The organism is Aureimonas flava, assembly GCF_003583935.1.
Lineage (GTDB): Bacteria > Pseudomonadota > Alphaproteobacteria > Rhizobiales > Rhizobiaceae > Aureimonas > Aureimonas flava.
This window is the reverse complement of the sequence record NZ_QYRN01000005.1, coordinates 384,760-400,407: the sequence shown is the minus strand read 5'-3', so window position 1 is coordinate 400,407 and position 15,648 is coordinate 384,760. Positions and strand designations below refer to the sequence as shown.

The following is a 15,648-nucleotide window of genomic DNA, read 5'->3' as shown; positions in this document are numbered from 1 at the left end:
TTTCATGAGCGAGTTTTCTAAAGACCAACTCCCTCGCTTCCTCGCCAATGTGCGGACTCCAGTTTGCTCCTAGCTGATGCGAGGGATTAAGGGGTGTAATTACGGCTGATCCATTGGGCATCCCCCAACCTATGGCTTGGCGAGAGCTGCGCGCAACAGTTCATTTAAATTACGGCGAATGGTGCCTGCCTGCTTCAAGCCGACGCCGCGCGCCAGTTTTTCCGAAAGTGCCAAGCCGGCTGCGACGCGAAGCAAGGCTTCTACACCGTCAGGGTCAGTTTGAGCGAAGCTGACCATGAACGGGTGGATGAGCGACAACCTGATCTCAAGTACCTGAACGCCATCCTGCTGGGCAGGTTGGTCGCTCACCGCCAGCCAATCCGCCTGCGCAGGATCGTTCGTCAATTCGATCCGAAGCAGCCATTTCTGATCGCGGAAATGAACAGCCAACTCACGCTTTGCCAACGACGGCTCAGGCTCCAACGGAGCCTCGCGCGTCTCAACCGGCTGCTCGCTGGCGAGCCCCGGCAACGCCTCGGGTAAGGTCGCCTGCACGGCATGGACAGTCCTGCCGATGGCCTTTTGGGCGGCGTCGGCAAGCTCGTTGCGGGGAGCCTGAACGCGATAGAGATCGGCCTGCCGGAGAAGGGGCAAGTCGTCCTTATCAAGCTCCTCCCGTAGTAGTTCAAGGAATGGCCGCTCATTCTCGTCCCAGCGGAAGCCGTCCTTGGTATGGCTGACCTCGAACCCGTCGAGATGAATTTCGCCGAAGAGCCTCCGCCAACGGAAGTTACCCGGCTGGCCGAATATATAGGATGGCCGATACCCTTCATCACCACTACCCTCGATCAGCCTGCCTCGCCGAAAGAGCGCAAAGCCCGAGCGGTTGGTATTCATTGGGTCCATAAGGGCGGCAAAGCCATGAGCCGAGAGACCGCCCCCAAGATCGAAACTGATTTCTCGCCGCCACAGCTTAGTTCCGTCCTCGGGTTTTCGAACATAAGGGACAGAAAGTATGCGCGGGGAGACGTAGTTGAGGGAGTCGCCGTTTAGGCGGATATTAAGCACCTCGTCGCGAAGATAAACGCGGTATATGTCGGTCAGGTGTTCCTTGATCTTAGAAACCGTTCGCCCGGCGGGAAGATGATAGGGCTGTTCAAGAACGACCTCAGTGAAGTGAGCGCTTGCCTTGATTGGAGCCGCTTCAATCTCGAGTTCCTCGATCTCATCACGGACGATTTTCGCAACGTCAAACCTCACCATTCGTCCCATTGGATCGCCGAGAGCTTTTGTGCGCACTGACCAGCGTGGTGCGAACCAGCAAGCTGCGCTTTTCATCCCCATGCCGAACTCAGATAATCCCTCACGTTCTGGTGGGATCGCTGCGGGACGGAAGGCGCGAGGAAAGTCCTGCAAGGCGATGCCTGCGGCGTTGTCACGAATGATGATGCGCGACGGCGCTGCCTGCTCGACGATGATCTCCACCTTCAGCCGGAAACCTCTGCCATGCAGGGCTTCCAACCGGTCCTTATTAACGAGGTAACTCTGAACGGAGTTGTCCACAAACTCGGCCAAAGCAAACCATGTCTTGTAATTCAGATGCCGAAGAATAGAGAGAACGCTGACGCCCGGCCGGATTGCGACCGCCGTGATTTCCTCGGCCGCCGTTCCCTTAGGCGGCAAGGTTTTCTCCCGCCCGCAAGACCATCATAAGCTCTGCCGCGCCTGAATCAGCGGGAGGGCGTAGCAGCACAGTGGCAACGGCGGCGATAACGTCCACGTTAACGGCATTACCAAGCGCCTTATGCGCGGCGCTCTGGCTATCAGGTAGGTTAGGCAGCTTACCCATACTTTGGAGTCGCGCGCATTCACGCATAGTCATGTAGCGGCGCTCCCACGGGATAACCGGCACCTGACTTGTTGTTAAAGCCACAAGCGAAGGAGCCGAAGTCGGGCGTTTCGCGCGTATTCCAGACGCACGGAACTGAATCACAGTCTGCCACAAGTCGCGCGGCCCAGTCTTCCAATTCCATTCCAGTTTCTGGAAGCTTGGAGCAAATTCTCTGATACGAGGAAGCCATGGATCAATAACCGATTTATGGCGCTTATAAAATTCGCGGTTTTGGCGAATGAACTGCTGCTTCCAGTCCGGGAAGCGTTTGACTTCATCCCGCGCGTATGCGGGCAAGGCAGCCCTTATCGCATCTTCCCCAAGCCCCTTCAAAGAGCATCCGAGAGCTCCCCTGAAGGGCGCAATCTCAGCAAAGCCAAGTTCATGCGGCGTCATATCGCGATAGGGGTAGGTGGCCCCGAATTCCATTGCCCAGATAGGGAATGAGGGAAGTTCCTCATCTACTGGCAATTGGGCGATCAGCGCCTGCCACGTCTCAAGGTACTCAATGAACTTCGGCCCAAGCTTTCGGGCTTCTTCCGGCTTCTCATCGAGAACGCTCTTGATGGTGATCTCGTCAGGACGATGGGTAGCGGTCGGCCAAGAAAAGTGATCCAGCCCGCCTCGCGCGCCGACGATGATGGCGCGCTCTCGCACCTGCGGAACACCAAACATATGGGGCGATAGCTTCCCTAGATCGACCTGATATTCTAGCGCTTCCAGCCTGCCCTTAATCTTCTCCCAAGTCCTGCCTTCGTCATGCCGTATCAGGTTCGGCACATTTTCGATCAGCAGATAGGTGGGCTTGTGGGTGTCTAGGATCGCAAGGACGTAGTCGAAGAGGTCGCCCCACTGAGGGCAATCAAAACCAAGTTGGTCACCTGCCTTTGAGAAAGGCTGGCAAGGAAATCCTGCACACAAAATGTCATGCGGAGGCACCTTTGCATGACATTCACGAATGTCGCCATGAGGGCGGATTTCGAAGTTCAGTTCGTAGAGTTTCGCGAGCGCAGGATCAATTTCGGACGCAAACACACACTCATGCCCAAGACGCCCCAGAGCTTGATGGAAGCCGCCTAACCCTGCAAAAAGATCAATGAACCGCAAGCCCGCCATGTATCAATCGTCCAATGGGAACGCAAGTTGCCGAACTGCGTGACGTTCCAGCAGATTTTTGATTGCGACGTTCACAACGTATTGCAGCTTCAATGGTGGTTGGTGACTATCGGCGATAGCGCGCAGAGCTTCATAATCATTATTATCGAGAGAAACTGTGAAGCGTTTCTGTTGCAGCGTTTTCATCACGATGCACTCCATCGCACCTTAGTGCACCAGTTTGCACCAACACTTGATGATTGTCGATTGATTTGGGTTCGAGTAGACGCGGTGGCTACTCACTCCACAGGACGTAACCAGTCAGCCGATGGAACGGCGCGAGCCTCGGCTTCGTGAAGGTCTCCAAGCGCGAGCGCGGCCTCTTATCGACCTTGATCGTTAGACCTGCTGTTGAATCTTTCGAAGGCTTCGCAATCGGTAGCGGCACAGCCGAGATGCACCTCTCAGGGTGGACGGATCGGCTCCCGGACGTAGGCCACAACGCTCATGGTCTCATAGAGAAGGGTCGTCCGGCACTGTGCTGTAAAGCCCACTACCAACCAATGAAAAATGTGGGCTAAAGTGAGGGTTGCCTAAACTAACAAAAACCCAAATCGTAGTAAAATCAGGGCTTTACGCGAGATAAATGGCGGAGAGGGAGGGATTTGAACCCCCGATACCCTTGCGAGTATGCCGCATTTCGAGTGCGGTGCATTCAACCACTCTGCCACCTCTCCGTCCGAGGTCGATCGCGAGGATCGATGAAGCATACGCCTATGAGCGTGGTCGGCGCCCTGCGACGCGAGGGCTCTCTAGCAAACCTTCCGCCGTTCGTACAAGAGGCAATCGACGGGCGCGCGACAGTTCGCGGACGGGCGTTTGCGACCGTCTCGCCCCTTGACGTTTCCCCCGCGCGCGGATAGGCAACGCGCGTCGCAGGCCATGTCCTCCGCGTCTCTTGCGGATGCGTCGGACCGGTCGGGCGGCCTCGTTCGAAGAAACACAAGAAGACGGCCCGACGCGCTCCGGCGCGCGAGAGCCGATCCCAAGAGGCAAGTTATGTTCGCAGTGATCAAGACCGGCGGCAAGCAGTACCGCGTCGCCGCCAACGACCAGTTCGAGATCGAGCGCCTGGCCGGCGCCGCGGGCGACAGCGTGTCGTTCACCGAGGTTCTGATGGTCGGCTCGACGATCGGCGTGCCCTTCGTGGCCGGCGCCACCGTGGTCGGCGAGATCGTGGAGCAGACGCGCGGCCCGAAGGTGATCTCCTTCAAGAAGCGCCGTCGCCAGAACTCCAAGCGCACCCGCGGCCACCGCCAGGACCTGACGCTGATCCGCATCTCCGAGATCCTGACCGACGGCAAGCAGCCCTCGGCGAAGGCCGAGGCGCCGGTTGCCGCCGAGGCGACGGACGCCGGCGCCAAGAAGGCCGCCAAGGCGAAGCCGGCCGCGGACGCGCAGGGCGACGAGGCTGCGCCCAAGAAGCCCCGCGCGACCAAGAAGAAGGCCGAGGGCGACGAGGCCTGAGACGCGATCGACGGGAGCCCCGCAGCCCCCGTCGCGTTGAGACGAGACATTCCCCGAGCGCTCGTGCGGTGCCGCAAGGCCCCGGGCGCCCCAGACGATCAGGAGACTGAAACATGGCACACAAAAAGGCTGGCGGTTCCTCCCGCAACGGTCGCGACTCCGAGTCCAAGCGCCTCGGCGTGAAGAAGTTCGGCGGCGAGCAGGTCATCGCCGGCAACATTCTGGTGCGTCAGCGCGGCACGCGCTGGCATCCGGGCGTGAACGTCGGCATCGGCCGCGATCACACCCTGTTCGCCGTGGCCGAGGGCACCGTGACCTTCCAGAAGAAGGCGCAGGGCCGAACCTACGTGTCCGTCATGCCGAAAGCCGAAGCCGCCGAGTGACCGGTCGCTTCAGAGCGCCGGCGTCCCAACGACCCGGCCTCTGACCGACACGCAAGTCGGACGAGGAATGAGAACCGGGGAGATGGGCCGCCATCTCCCCGTTTTGCATTTCCGGAGGGGTCCGATGACATGCGACGATAGTTGCCTCGAGGCCGACGACGACGACTGTCGGCTGACCACGCGACGGCTGGTGCTGCGGGACGCGCGTCTCGCCGACGCGCCGGCGGTGGCGCGCCTCGCGAACGATCTCGAGATCGCGCAGATGACGTCGCGCATCCCCCACCCCTACGGGATGGACGACGCGAGCGCGTTCCTCGGGCGGACCGAGGAGGAGCTGATCGTGGCGATCACCGCGCGCGGCGACGAGACCTTTCTCGGCCTGTGCAGCCTGGCCGCGACGGCCACGCCCGGCACGGCGGAACTCGGCTACTGGATCGGGCGCCCCTACTGGGGTCAGGGCTTCGCGACGGAGGCGGCGCAGGCGATGGTGGACTACGGGTTCGCGGCGCTGGAGCTGGCCGCGATCGAGATCCGCTGCCGCGTCATCAACACGGCCTCGCGGCGGGTGATCCAGAAGTGCGGCTTCGGCTATGTGGGCACCGGCATGTCCACCTCGCTGGCTGCCGGGCGGGTCGCCAGCGAGACCTATCGGATGGACAGGCGCACATGGCAGTCGCTGAAGAGCTGGTGCACGCCCCGATGACGGCGGCCCCCCTCGCCCGCGCGGCGCTGGTCGCGCTGCTTTGCCTTGCGGCGGGTCCGGTCGGGGCGGCGGACGGGTTCTCCCTGCACGCCTTCTTCGACGGCGACAGGGTCAGCGCGGGCGAGATTCGCACGCTCGGCCTGTTCCGCGAACGCTTCACGGCGCGCTTCCGGGGCAAGGCGACGGGCGCGGCGATCGACCTCGACGAGCGCTTCGCCTTCCAGGACGGCGAGCGCCTCCAGCGCTGGCACCTCGTGGAGCAGGACGGTCGGGTGACCGGCACCGTGCGCACGGAGGACGAGGCGGGGACACTCCAGGGGCCTTTTCCGGTCACGGGCCGAAGCGCCCCCGACGGGGCGCGGCTTGCCTATCGCGGCATCGCCCCCGGCGGCGGGCGGTTCGCGCTCGACTTCGTGCACGAGATCACGCCGCGAGCGGACGGCACGGTCGCCAATCGCGTCCGCGTCTCGCGCTTCGGCGTGCCTCTTGCCCGGGCCCGCGTAACCTTCGCCAAGAGCGCCGCGGCGCTCCAGCCCCATCTTTCCGACCCATGAGGCCCCGTGTTCGAGTTCCAACGCGGCGCCGGGCGCGCTAAACAGGCCGCCAAACCATGAGATTCCGGCCGAAAGGCCATTCAGGACAGGACGATGAAGTTTCTCGACAAGGTCAAGGTCTATGTGCGCTCGGGCGACGGGGGCGCCGGCGCGGTGTCCTTCCGCCGCGAGAAGTTCATCGAGTTCGGTGGTCCCGACGGAGGTGACGGCGGGCGCGGCGGCGACGTGTTCATCGAGGCGGTCTCCGGGCTCAACACGCTGATCGACTACCGCTACCAGCAGCACTACCGCGCCAAGATCGGCATGCATGGCATGGGCCGCAACCGCACGGGGGCCAAGGGCACGGACGTGACGCTCAAGGTGCCGGTGGGGACGCAGGTCTTCGCCGAGGACGAGGAAACCCTGCTGGCGGATCTCACCGAGGTCGGCCAGGTGTTCCGCGTCGCGGCCGGCGGCAACGGCGGCTTCGGCAACTGGCAGTTCAAGTCCTCGATCAACCAGGCGCCCCGCCGCGCCAATCCGGGCCTGCCCGGCGAGGAGCTGACGATCTGGCTCCAGCTCAAGCTGATCGCCGATGCCGGTGTCGTCGGCCTGCCCAACGCCGGCAAGTCAACCTTCCTCGCCAGCGTCACCGCCGCCCGCCCCAAGATCGCGGACTATCCGTTCACCACGCTGCACCCCAACCTGGGCGTGGCGACCGTGGACGGGCACGAGTTCGTCATCGCCGACATTCCCGGCCTGATCGAGGGCGCGCACGAGGGCGTGGGCATCGGCGACCGGTTCCTCGGCCATGTCGAGCGCACGCGCGTCCTGCTCCATCTCGTCTCGGCGGTGGAGGATGACGTCGCAGGCGCCTATGCGACGGTGCGGCGGGAACTGGAGCTCTACGACGAGGGCCTGATCGAGAAACCCGAGATCGTCGCCCTCAGCCAGGCGGATACGGTGGACGACGAGACGCGGCGCGACAAGCTGGACGCGCTGGCCGAGGCGAGCGGCACCAAGCCGCTGGTGCTCTCGGCCGTGACCCGGCACGGGCTGCCCGACGTGCTGCGCCGCCTGCGGCGCGAGATCGACGGGTTGGCGGACGATGCGGCGGACCAGGAGGCCGAGGACCGGCGCCGGTTCGGCGGCTCGCTGGCCGAGGAGGACTGGCGCGGATGAGCGATGGGCTGGCATCGTTTCGGCGGATCGTCGTCAAGATCGGCTCCGCGCTGCTGGTGAACCCAGAGTCCGGCCTGCGCGAGGCATGGCTTCGCTCGCTGGCGAGCGACGTGGCCGCCCTTCACCGCGAAGGGCGCGAGGTTCTACTCGTGTCGTCGGGGGCGATCGCGCTCGGCCGCTCGATCCTTAAGCTGTCGCGCGGGCCGCTGAAGCTTGAGGAGAGCCAGGCCGCGGCGGCGGTCGGCCAGATCGCGCTGGCGCGTGCCTACAGCGAGGCGCTGGGCACCCACGACATCCAGGCCGGGCAGATCCTCCTGACGCTCGGCGATACGGAGGAGCGACGGCGCTATCTCAACGCGCGCGCGACCGTGGGCACGCTGCTCGGCTTCGGCGCGGTTCCGGTGATCAACGAGAACGACACGGTGGCGACCACCGAGATCCGCTACGGCGACAACGACCGGCTGGCCGCGCGCGTCGCGGCCATGATGTCGGCCGACCTCCTGGTTCTCCTGTCCGACATCGACGGCCTCTACACCGCCCCGCCGGCGCAGGACCCGGACGCCGCGCACATTCCCCTGGTCGAGGCGATCACGCCGCAGATCGAGGCGATGGCGGGAGGCGCCGCCTCTCCCCTCTCGCGCGGCGGCATGAAGACCAAGATCGACGCGGGCAAGATCGCGACCGACGCGGGCGCGGCGATGATCATCGCCTCCGGCCAGCGGCTGCATCCGCTGGATGCCGTTCGGCGCGGCGAGCGCTCGACGCTGTTCCTGGCGGCGGCCGATCCCGTGCGCTCGCGCAAGCGTTGGATCGCCGGCCATCTCAACGCGTCGGGTCGCCTGCACGTGGATGCCGGCGCGGTGCAGGCGCTGCATGCCGGCAAGAGCCTTCTGCCGGCCGGCGTCAGGCGGGTGGACGGCGAGTTCCGGCGCGGCGACACGATCCTCGTCCTGGACGAGGCGGGCGCGGAAGTGGCACGCGGGCTGGTCGCCTACGACGCGGCGGAGGCGCGGCTGGTGGCCGGCCTGCGTTCGGCCGAGATCGAGGAGCGGCTCGGCCAGGGCGTCCGAGCCACGATGATCCATCGCGACGACCTCGTGGTCGGACGCAACTGGCAGGACGAAGGAGCCTTGCGCGATGCTGGATAAACCGTCCGATCTCGCTGCCGTGATGGCCGACATGGGTGCCCGCGCCAAGGCGGCCGCGCGCGTGCTCGCCCAGACGCCGGGCGCCGCCAAGGATGCCGCGCTGCGCACCATGGCCGAGGCGGTGGAGGCCGCGGCGCCGGAGATCCTCGCCGCCAACGCGGCGGACGTCGAGCGCGCACGCGGGGCCGGCATGGCCGCCTCCTTCATCGATCGCCTGCGGCTCGACGAGGCGCGCATCGCCGGCATCGCCGCGGCGCTTCGCGACATCGCCGCCCTGCCCGACCCGGTGGGCGCGGTGACGGAGGAATGGACGCGGCCGAACGGACTGAGGATCCGGCGCGTGCGCACGCCCATCGGCACGATCGGCGTGATCTACGAAAGCCGGCCCAACGTGACCGCCGATGCCGGCGCGCTTTGCCTCAAGGCCGGCAATGCCGCGATCCTGCGCGGCGGTTCCGACTCGGCCCTGTCCTCGCGGGCGATCCATGCGGCGCTGGCGCGCGGGCTGGAAGCGGCGGGCCTGCCGGCCGATGCGATCCAGATCGTGCCGGTGTCCGACCGTGCGGCGGTGGGCGAGATGCTGGCCGGGCTCGGCGGCGCGATCGACGTGATCGTGCCGCGCGGCGGGCGGTCGCTGGTGGAGCGGGTCCAGCGCGACGCGCGCGTGCCCGTGTTCGCCCATCTGGAGGGCCTCTGCCACGTCTACGTCGACAAGGCGGCCGACCCGGCGATGGCCGTCGAGGTCACCCTGAACTCCAAGATGCGGCGCACCGGCATCTGCGGCTCGGCCGAGACGCTGCTGGTGGACCAGGCGGCGGCAAGAACGCATCTCGGCCCCATCCTCGACGCGCTGCGCGCGGCCGGCTGCGAGGTGCGCGGCAGCGACGCTGTGCGCGCCCTCTACCCGGATGCCGCACCCGCGACGGAGGAGGACTTCCGCACCGAGTATCTCGACGCGATCATCTCCGTGGAGATCGTGGACGGCGTCGAAGGAGCGATCGCACACATCGCGCGCTTCTCCTCCGGCCACACCGAGGCGATCGTGACGCAGGACGAGGCCGCCGCGGCGCGCTTCTTCGGCGCCGTGGACTCGGCGATCCTCCTCCACAACGCCTCGACCCAGTTCGCCGACGGCGGCGAATTCGGTTTCGGCGGCGAGATCGGCATCGCGACGGGCAAGATGCATGCGCGCGGCCCGGTGGGCGTGGAGCAGCTCACGAGCTTCAACTACCGCGTCTCCGGCACCGGTCAGCTCCGCCCTTGAGGATCGACACGCCGCGCGAGCCGAGCCCCGAAGACCTGCGGATGCCCCCTGCGCCCGCCGGCCTCCGGGTGGGCCTCTTCGGCGGATCGTTCGATCCGCCGCACGAGGGCCATCTGCTGGTGGCCGAAACCGCGCTGCGGCGGCTGCGGCTCGACCGCTTGTGGTGGATCGTCAGCCCCGGCAATCCGCTGAAGGCCGGACGCCCCCCCGCCCCCCTGGCCGATCGGCTCGCGCTGTGCCGCCGGTTGGCCGAGGATCGCCGCATCGTGGTCACCGCCTTCGAGGCCTCTCACGACGTGCGCTATACGGCCGACATGGTGGATCTGGTGCTGACCCACCGACCGGCGGCGCGCTTCGTGTGGGTGATGGGTGCCGACAACCTGGCGACCTTCCATCGCTGGCAGTCCTGGCGGGCGATCGCCGCCCGGCTGCCGATCGCGGTGGTAGACAGGCCGGGCGCCACCCTGGCGCCGCTGTCCTCGCCCGCGGCGCGCACGCTCGCCGCCGCCCGGCTTCCGGAGGCCGACGCGCGGCTTCTGCCGGCGCTCGCCCCGCCGGCCTGGACCTTCCTGCACGGCCGGCGGTCCGCGCTGTCGTCTACCCGCCTAAGGGAGGCGGCGCCCCGCTCGTCTTGAAAGGGTCATCGATCCTTGCCACTTTACTTGCGGGGCGAAAGTGAAGCCCCGCCGCAACGCTCGAAAGGAGCACTTAGCTGAGACCCGCTGCCGAACTGAACGACGACGTCGACACCCTCTCCCCCGAGCGGGAGGCCCCGCTTCCCGACCGGCCGGTCGTCGACCTCGTCACCGCCAGCCTCGACGACTCCAAGGCCGAGGACGTCGTATCGATCGACCTGAGGACCAAGTCGGCGCTCGCCGATCACATGGTCATCGCGTCCGGGCGCTCGCATCGCCACGTCTCGGCCGTCGCGGACCATCTCCTGCGCGACCTCAAGGAGGCCGGCTACGGCAATGCCAAGGTCGAAGGCCTCCAGAACGGCGACTGGGTGCTGATCGACGCGGGCGACATCATCGTCCACATCTTCCGGCCCGAGGTCCGCTCCTTCTACAACATCGAGAAGATGTGGAGCGTCGGCGAGGCGGGCGACACGGTCGTCCATTGATCCGGGTCCGTCCCCTCCCGGCTCCCGGCCGTTGAGGCTCTGGATCGTGGCGGTCGGCCGGATGAAGGCCGGCCCCGAACAGGACCTCGCCGCGCGCTACCTCGACCGCCTTCGCAAGACCGGCGCGCCGCTCGGCCTCGAATGGGGCGGCGTGCTGGAGTTCGCCGAGGCGCGTCAGGCCACGGTGCCCGAGCGCAAGCGCGACGAGGCCGCCCGCATCGAGGCCGCCCTGCCCGCCGGCGCCGCCTTCATGGTGCTGGACGAGACCGGCCGCATGCCGAGCTCGCCGGAATTCGCGGGCGAGATCGCCCGGCTGCGCGACGAGGGGCTGCGCGACCTCGCGCTCGTGATCGGCGGGCCGGACGGCCTGCTGCCCGAGCTGCGCGCGCGGGCGCAGACGGCCGTCGCCTTCGGGCGGCTGACCCTGCCGCACCAGATCGTGCGCATCCTGGTGGCCGAGCAGCTTTACCGCGCCACCACCATCCTCGCCGGCCACCCCTACCACCGGTCCTGACGCGCCGCCGCGCGATGCAGGACTGCAACAGGACCGCGAAATCGCCCGCCCGCCGGTTGTCTGCCGCGGGCCCGCCCCGCTCGTCTGCGAAACGGAATGGGCCGGGGCGGACCCGCCCCGGCATGGTTGATGATATCTTAAGCTCCCGCCGGTAGTCTTGCGGCCATGGAGCGGCACGGCGGGCGAGGATAGCGGTTGGGCGGGATGTGTGCGGCCTTGCGGCGCGGTGCCGGGGCGGGCTTGGCTGGGCTGACGCTCCTCCTAGCACTGCCCCTCGCCACCGGTACGCTCGCCGCGCCGGACGGCGCCCCCCCGGCGCCCGGCGCGGCCGCATCGTCCGGCACGGCCGCGCTGGCGGACCGGCAGTCCGGCAACCGGGCCGAACTCGACCGCATCACCGCCGAACTCCGTCGCTCCAAGGAACTCACCCAGCGGCTCGACGCCGAGGTGGCCGCGCTCGCCGCCGACCGCGACCGGATCCGCGAGGCGACGATCTTCGCCGCTGCCGAGCAGAAGCGCATCTCCGCCGAGATCACCGCCTCCGAAGGCCGGCTGGCCTCGCTGGTCGGACAGGAGACGGGGGTCAAGGCCTCGCTGCGCGAGCGGCGCGGCGTGCTGGCCGAGGTGCTCGCCGCGCTGGAGCGGATGGGCCGCGCGCCTCCGCCCGCGCTGCTGGTCAAGCCCGGCGATGCGCTGGGCTCGGTGCGAAGCGCCATCCTGCTCGGCGCCGTGGTGCCGGAGATGCGCGAGCAGACCCAACGCCTGGTCGCCGACCTCCAGCGCCTCGCCGCGATCCGCCAGGCGCTGGAAGGCGAGCGGGCGCGGCTCGCCGACGCCGGAACGCGGGGCGCCGAGGAAGCCGCCCGGCTCGACCGGCTGATGGCCGAGAAGCAGAAGCTGGAGGCCGAGGGCCGCGGGCGCATCGGCGAGGAGAACCGCCGGGCCGCCGACCTTGCCGCGCGCGCCACGACGCTGCAGGACCTGATCGCCTCGCTGGAGGCCGAGGCCGAACGCTCGCGCCAGGACGAGGCGCAGCGCGCCCGCATGGCGGCGGAGGCGGAAGCCGAGCGCCAGCGCATCGCCGCCGAGGCCGCGAAGGCCGCCCCGACCGGAACCGTGGGGCGCATGGCGGCAGGGCCCGACGCGGAGGCGCAGCCGCATACCTACGACATCGCCGCACTGCGCAAGGAAATGACGAGGCTGGAGCCCACCGCCCCATTTTCGACATTGAAGAAGAGCCTCGTGCTCCCCGTATCCGGGACGCTCGTCCAGGGGTTCGGAGAGAAGGACGATCTCGGTCGTCCGTCGTCGGGGATCCTCCTCGCCGCGCGGGCGGGGGATCTGGTGACGGCGCCGGCAGAGGGGCACATCCTGTATGCGGGACCGTTCCGCTCCTACGGCCAACTCTTGATCCTGAACGCGGGCGGTGGCTATCATATCGTGTTGGCCGGCATGAGCCGGATCGATGTTGCGGTGGGACAGTTCGTCCTCGCGGGAGAGCCCCTGGCGGCGATGGGGGCCCTTCGGATCGCAAGTGCGGCGGAAGCGGACGTGTCGAAGGCCGAACCCTCGCTCTACGTGGAATTTCGCAAGGACGGGAAACCGGTCGATCCGGACCCTTGGTGGGCGGATGGATCATCTGGAAGGACGAGGAATGATACGTAAGCTCTCCATTCTCTTCGCGGGAGCGCTTCTGGGTGCCACCGCGATGACGGCCTTCGTGGGACCGCATGCCGGCGTCGCCAACGCAGCCGGATCCGACACCTATCGCCAGCTCGCCATCTTCGGCGACGTCTTCGAGCGCGTGCGCGCGCAGTATGTCGACGTTCCGGACGACCAGAAGCTGATCGAGACCGCCATCAACGGCATGCTGACCTCGCTCGACCCGCATTCGAGCTACATGAACGCCAAGGAAACGGCGGACATGCGCACCGAGACGCGGGGCGAGTTCGGCGGCCTCGGCATCGAGGTCACGATGGAGAACGAGCTCGTCAAGGTCATCTCGCCCTTCGACGGCACCCCGGCCGACAAGGCGGGCGTGCTCGCCGGCGACCTGATCGCCGAGATCAACGGCGAGCAGGTGCGCGGCCTGACGCTGGCGGAAGCCGTCGAGAAGATGAAGGGCGAGATCGGCACCTCGGTCGACCTCACCATCATCCGCGAGGGTGCGACGCAGCCGGTGCGCCTCCAGATCGAGCGCGCCGAGATCAAGGTCCCGTCCGTTCGCCACACGGTCGAGAACGACGTCGGCTACATCAAGCTCCTGCGCTTCAACGAGCAGACCACCTCCGGCATGGAGGAGGCGATCGCCGACATCAAGGCCAAGATTCCCGGCGACAAGCTCAAGGGCTACGTGCTCGACCTGCGTCGCAATCCGGGCGGCCTCCTGGACGAGGCGGTGAGCGTCTCCGACGCCTTCCTCCAGAACGGCGAGATCGTCTCGACGCGCGGGCGCAACGCCGAGGAGACCCGCCGCTACAACGCCCGCTCGGGCGACGACATCGACGGCAAGCCTCTGGTGGTCCTGGTCAACGGCGGCTCGGCCTCGGCGTCCGAGATCGTCGCCGGCGCGCTGCAGGACCAGAAGCGCGCGACGATCGTCGGCTCGCGCTCCTTCGGCAAGGGCTCCGTGCAGACCATCATCCCGCTCGGGGCCAACGGCGCGCTGCGGCTGACCACGGCGCTCTACTACACGCCCTCCGGCTCCTCCATCCAGGGTCGCGGCATCCGCCCCGACATCGAGGTCGAGCAGCCGCTGCCCGAGGAGATCAAGGCGCAGATGGGCCTCAAGGCCGACGAAGACCTCAAGATGGGCGAATCGTCGCTGCGCGGCCATATTCAGGGCGCCGAGGAAGGCGACGAGGGTTCCGGCTCGCTCGACTACGTGCCGCCCGAGGCCAAGGACGACCTGCAGCTCCAGTACGCCTACGACCTCCTGCGCGGCGTGAAGACCAACGCGGCCTTCCCGCCCAAGCAGGACACCGCTTCCGCCGCCAACTGAGTGGACGGCGCGAGATCGAGGGCCCCGGCGGCGACGCCGGGGCCCTTTTTCGTGCGCAGGCAAAGCCCCGATCCAGTCTTGCGTCCTATGAAGGATGCATGCGTGAAGAGCTCTATCGCCCCCTTGGCCAGACCCTCGCTCCCGTCGCCGGGACGCGACGACGCGCGCGCGGCCCCTGGCTCGGCGGCGCCTGCCTCGTGGCGCTCGTGGCGGCCGGCTCCGTCGCCACCGCATTGATGCAGCCGGGCTTCGCGCCGCCCCCCGTCGCGCCCATCGCCCCGTCGGAGGTCGTCGCGCAGAAGGTCGCGGAGCCGGCGGAGCGCCAGCCCAATGTCCTGCGCATGGAGCCCGGCGGCGGCTTCACCATCGCCGACGCCGACGGGCGGCGCCCGCTGGTGGACGACGGCAACCCGCTGACCGGTTCGATCCGGGTCCTCGAGCCGGGTTCGCTGCGCCAGCCCTCCGCCTTCGCCCACCTGCCCGAGCAGGCCCTCTTGGAGCAGACGGACTTCGGGCCGCTGCCGGTGCGTGGCACTGACGGACGACGGCCGCTCGACGTCTATGCCGGCGACTGGTCCGGCACGGGCGGCACGCGCATCGCCATCGTCGTCGGAGGTCTCGGCGTCAGCCAGAGCGGCTCGATGCGGGCGGTGGAGGAACTGCCTGCAGGCGTGACCCTCGCCTTCGCCGCGGAGGGCAACAGCCTCGACCGCTGGCTCCAGGCCGGGCGGCGCGGCGGCCACGAGGTGCTGCTCCAGGCTCCGATGGAGCCCTTCGGCTATCCCAACGTCTCGGCCGGTCCGCACACGCTGAAGGTCGCCGATGCGGCCGCCGGGCGGCTCGACGACCTCCACTGGTCGATGGGCCGCATCACCAACTACGTCGGCGTCATGAACTACATGGGTGCGCGGCTGAACGCCGACCCGGCGGCGCTCCAACCGTTCCTCGGCGAGATGTCGAAGCGCGGGCTGCTCTATCTCGACGACGGCACCTCCCCCCGCTCGGAGGCGCGCGACGTCGCCCTCGCCAACGGAACCCCCTTCGCCGCCGCCGACCTCGTGATCGACGCGGACCGCGAGCCCGAGGCGATCGCGCGCCAGCTCGACGTGCTGGAGCGCATCGCGCGCGCCAAGGGCACGGCGATCGGCACAGCCAGCGCCTTCGACGCGTCGATCGACGGGATACGGGACTGGGTCGCCGCTGCCGCCGAGCGCGGCATCGAGATCGTTCCCGTATCGGCGCTCGCCTTCGACCCGGAGGCGCGGAGCTGACGCGCGGGACCCC

At 67.5% G+C, this 15,648-nt stretch carries 16 protein-coding genes and 1 tRNA gene; 13 read left to right on the top strand and 4 right to left on the bottom strand.

Annotated features, from left to right (window positions below; genetic code table 11):
* Window positions 1-129 precede the first annotated feature (129 nt).
* From D3218_RS11750 to D3218_RS11740, 4 genes are all read right to left on the bottom strand, one after another.
* Window positions 130-1,683: an ATP-binding protein gene (locus D3218_RS11750; RefSeq protein ID WP_119540256.1), complete on the bottom strand. Its 1,554-nt coding sequence runs from the start codon at window positions 1,681-1,683 to the stop codon at window positions 130-132.
* On the bottom strand, window positions 1,673-3,007 hold the full coding sequence (locus tag D3218_RS11745; RefSeq protein ID WP_119540255.1) for a DNA cytosine methyltransferase: 1,335 nt from the start codon (window positions 3,005-3,007) through the stop codon (window positions 1,673-1,675). The genes D3218_RS11750 and D3218_RS11745 overlap by 11 nt, the downstream gene beginning before the upstream one ends.
* Before the next feature lie 3 nt (window positions 3,008-3,010).
* Window positions 3,011-3,196, bottom strand: a complete 186-nt coding sequence (locus D3218_RS19490) for a hypothetical protein (RefSeq protein WP_136625086.1) — start codon at window positions 3,194-3,196, stop codon at window positions 3,011-3,013.
* Window positions 3,197-3,633: 437 nt separating this feature from the next.
* Window positions 3,634-3,723 (bottom strand) — tRNA-Ser (locus D3218_RS11740).
* Window positions 3,724-4,045: 322 nt separating this feature from the next.
* Here D3218_RS11740 and rplU point away from each other — a divergent pair.
* The 13 genes from rplU (at window position 4,046) to D3218_RS11675 (ending at window position 15,635) form a co-directional block, all read left to right on the top strand.
* On the top strand, window positions 4,046-4,513 hold the full coding sequence (gene rplU, locus D3218_RS11735; protein WP_119540254.1) for a 50S ribosomal protein L21: 468 nt from the start codon (window positions 4,046-4,048) through the stop codon (window positions 4,511-4,513).
* 113 nt (window positions 4,514-4,626) lie between these two features.
* On the top strand, window positions 4,627-4,896 hold the full coding sequence (rpmA, locus tag D3218_RS11730; protein ID WP_055892932.1) for a 50S ribosomal protein L27: 270 nt from the start codon (window positions 4,627-4,629) through the stop codon (window positions 4,894-4,896).
* A gap of 124 nt (window positions 4,897-5,020) precedes the next feature.
* Entirely contained in the window at window positions 5,021-5,599 is a 579-nt protein-coding gene (locus D3218_RS11725) for a GNAT family N-acetyltransferase (RefSeq protein ID WP_119540253.1), read from the top strand.
* Window positions 5,563-6,153, top strand: a complete 591-nt coding sequence (locus D3218_RS11720) for a DUF3833 family protein (RefSeq protein WP_119540252.1) — start codon at window positions 5,563-5,565, stop codon at window positions 6,151-6,153. The genes D3218_RS11725 and D3218_RS11720 overlap by 37 nt, the downstream gene beginning before the upstream one ends.
* Before the next feature lie 93 nt (window positions 6,154-6,246).
* On the top strand, window positions 6,247-7,314 hold the full coding sequence (obgE, locus tag D3218_RS11715; RefSeq protein WP_119540251.1) for a GTPase ObgE: 1,068 nt from the start codon (window positions 6,247-6,249) through the stop codon (window positions 7,312-7,314).
* Window positions 7,311-8,462 (top strand): glutamate 5-kinase, encoded by a 1,152-nt coding sequence (proB, locus tag D3218_RS11710; RefSeq protein WP_119540250.1) that lies wholly within the window; start codon window positions 7,311-7,313, stop codon window positions 8,460-8,462. Before obgE ends, proB begins: the two co-directional genes overlap by 4 nt.
* A complete protein-coding gene (locus D3218_RS11705; protein WP_119540249.1) occupies window positions 8,452-9,726 on the top strand; it encodes a glutamate-5-semialdehyde dehydrogenase in 1,275 nt (424 codons plus the stop codon). The genes proB and D3218_RS11705 overlap by 11 nt, the downstream gene beginning before the upstream one ends.
* Window positions 9,727-9,767: 41 nt before the next feature.
* Window positions 9,768-10,361: a nicotinate-nucleotide adenylyltransferase gene (locus D3218_RS11700; protein WP_119540248.1), complete on the top strand. Its 594-nt coding sequence runs from the start codon at window positions 9,768-9,770 to the stop codon at window positions 10,359-10,361.
* 77 nt (window positions 10,362-10,438) lie between these two features.
* Window positions 10,439-10,849, top strand: a complete 411-nt coding sequence (rsfS, locus tag D3218_RS11695; protein WP_280959972.1) for a ribosome silencing factor — start codon at window positions 10,439-10,441, stop codon at window positions 10,847-10,849.
* A gap of 31 nt (window positions 10,850-10,880) precedes the next feature.
* Window positions 10,881-11,363, top strand: a complete 483-nt coding sequence (rlmH, locus tag D3218_RS11690) for a 23S rRNA (pseudouridine(1915)-N(3))-methyltransferase RlmH (protein ID WP_119540246.1) — start codon at window positions 10,881-10,883, stop codon at window positions 11,361-11,363.
* Between the two features lie 240 nt (window positions 11,364-11,603).
* Window positions 11,604-13,028: a murein hydrolase activator EnvC family protein gene (locus tag D3218_RS11685; RefSeq protein WP_168990489.1), complete on the top strand. Its 1,425-nt coding sequence runs from the start codon at window positions 11,604-11,606 to the stop codon at window positions 13,026-13,028.
* Window positions 13,018-14,364 (top strand): S41 family peptidase, encoded by a 1,347-nt coding sequence (locus tag D3218_RS11680; protein ID WP_119540244.1) that lies wholly within the window; start codon window positions 13,018-13,020, stop codon window positions 14,362-14,364. Before D3218_RS11685 ends, D3218_RS11680 begins: the two co-directional genes overlap by 11 nt.
* Before the next feature lie 98 nt (window positions 14,365-14,462).
* Complete coding sequence (locus D3218_RS11675) at window positions 14,463-15,635, top strand: divergent polysaccharide deacetylase family protein (RefSeq protein WP_119540243.1); 1,173 nt, start codon at window positions 14,463-14,465, stop codon at window positions 15,633-15,635.
* Window positions 15,636-15,648 lie beyond the last annotated feature (13 nt).

Coding starts and splice junctions, on each gene's coding strand:
- obgE (WP_119540251.1), top strand. CDS start 6,247: ATGAAGTTTCTCGACAAGGTCAAGGTCTATGTGCGCTCGGGCGACGGG.
- D3218_RS11720 (WP_119540252.1), top strand. CDS start 5,563: ATGGCAGTCGCTGAAGAGCTGGTGCACGCCCCGATGACGGCGGCCCCC.
- proB (WP_119540250.1), top strand. CDS start 7,311: ATGAGCGATGGGCTGGCATCGTTTCGGCGGATCGTCGTCAAGATCGGC.
- rplU (WP_119540254.1), top strand. CDS start 4,046: ATGTTCGCAGTGATCAAGACCGGCGGCAAGCAGTACCGCGTCGCCGCC.
- D3218_RS11705 (WP_119540249.1), top strand. CDS start 8,452: ATGCTGGATAAACCGTCCGATCTCGCTGCCGTGATGGCCGACATGGGT.
- D3218_RS11680 (WP_119540244.1), top strand. CDS start 13,018: ATGATACGTAAGCTCTCCATTCTCTTCGCGGGAGCGCTTCTGGGTGCC.
- D3218_RS11675 (WP_119540243.1), top strand. CDS start 14,463: ATGCGTGAAGAGCTCTATCGCCCCCTTGGCCAGACCCTCGCTCCCGTC.
- rpmA (WP_055892932.1), top strand. CDS start 4,627: ATGGCACACAAAAAGGCTGGCGGTTCCTCCCGCAACGGTCGCGACTCC.
- D3218_RS11700 (WP_119540248.1), top strand. CDS start 9,768: ATGCCCCCTGCGCCCGCCGGCCTCCGGGTGGGCCTCTTCGGCGGATCG.
- D3218_RS11745 (WP_119540255.1), bottom strand. CDS start 3,007: ATGGCGGGCTTGCGGTTCATTGATCTTTTTGCAGGGTTAGGCGGCTTC.
- D3218_RS11725 (WP_119540253.1), top strand. CDS start 5,021: ATGACATGCGACGATAGTTGCCTCGAGGCCGACGACGACGACTGTCGG.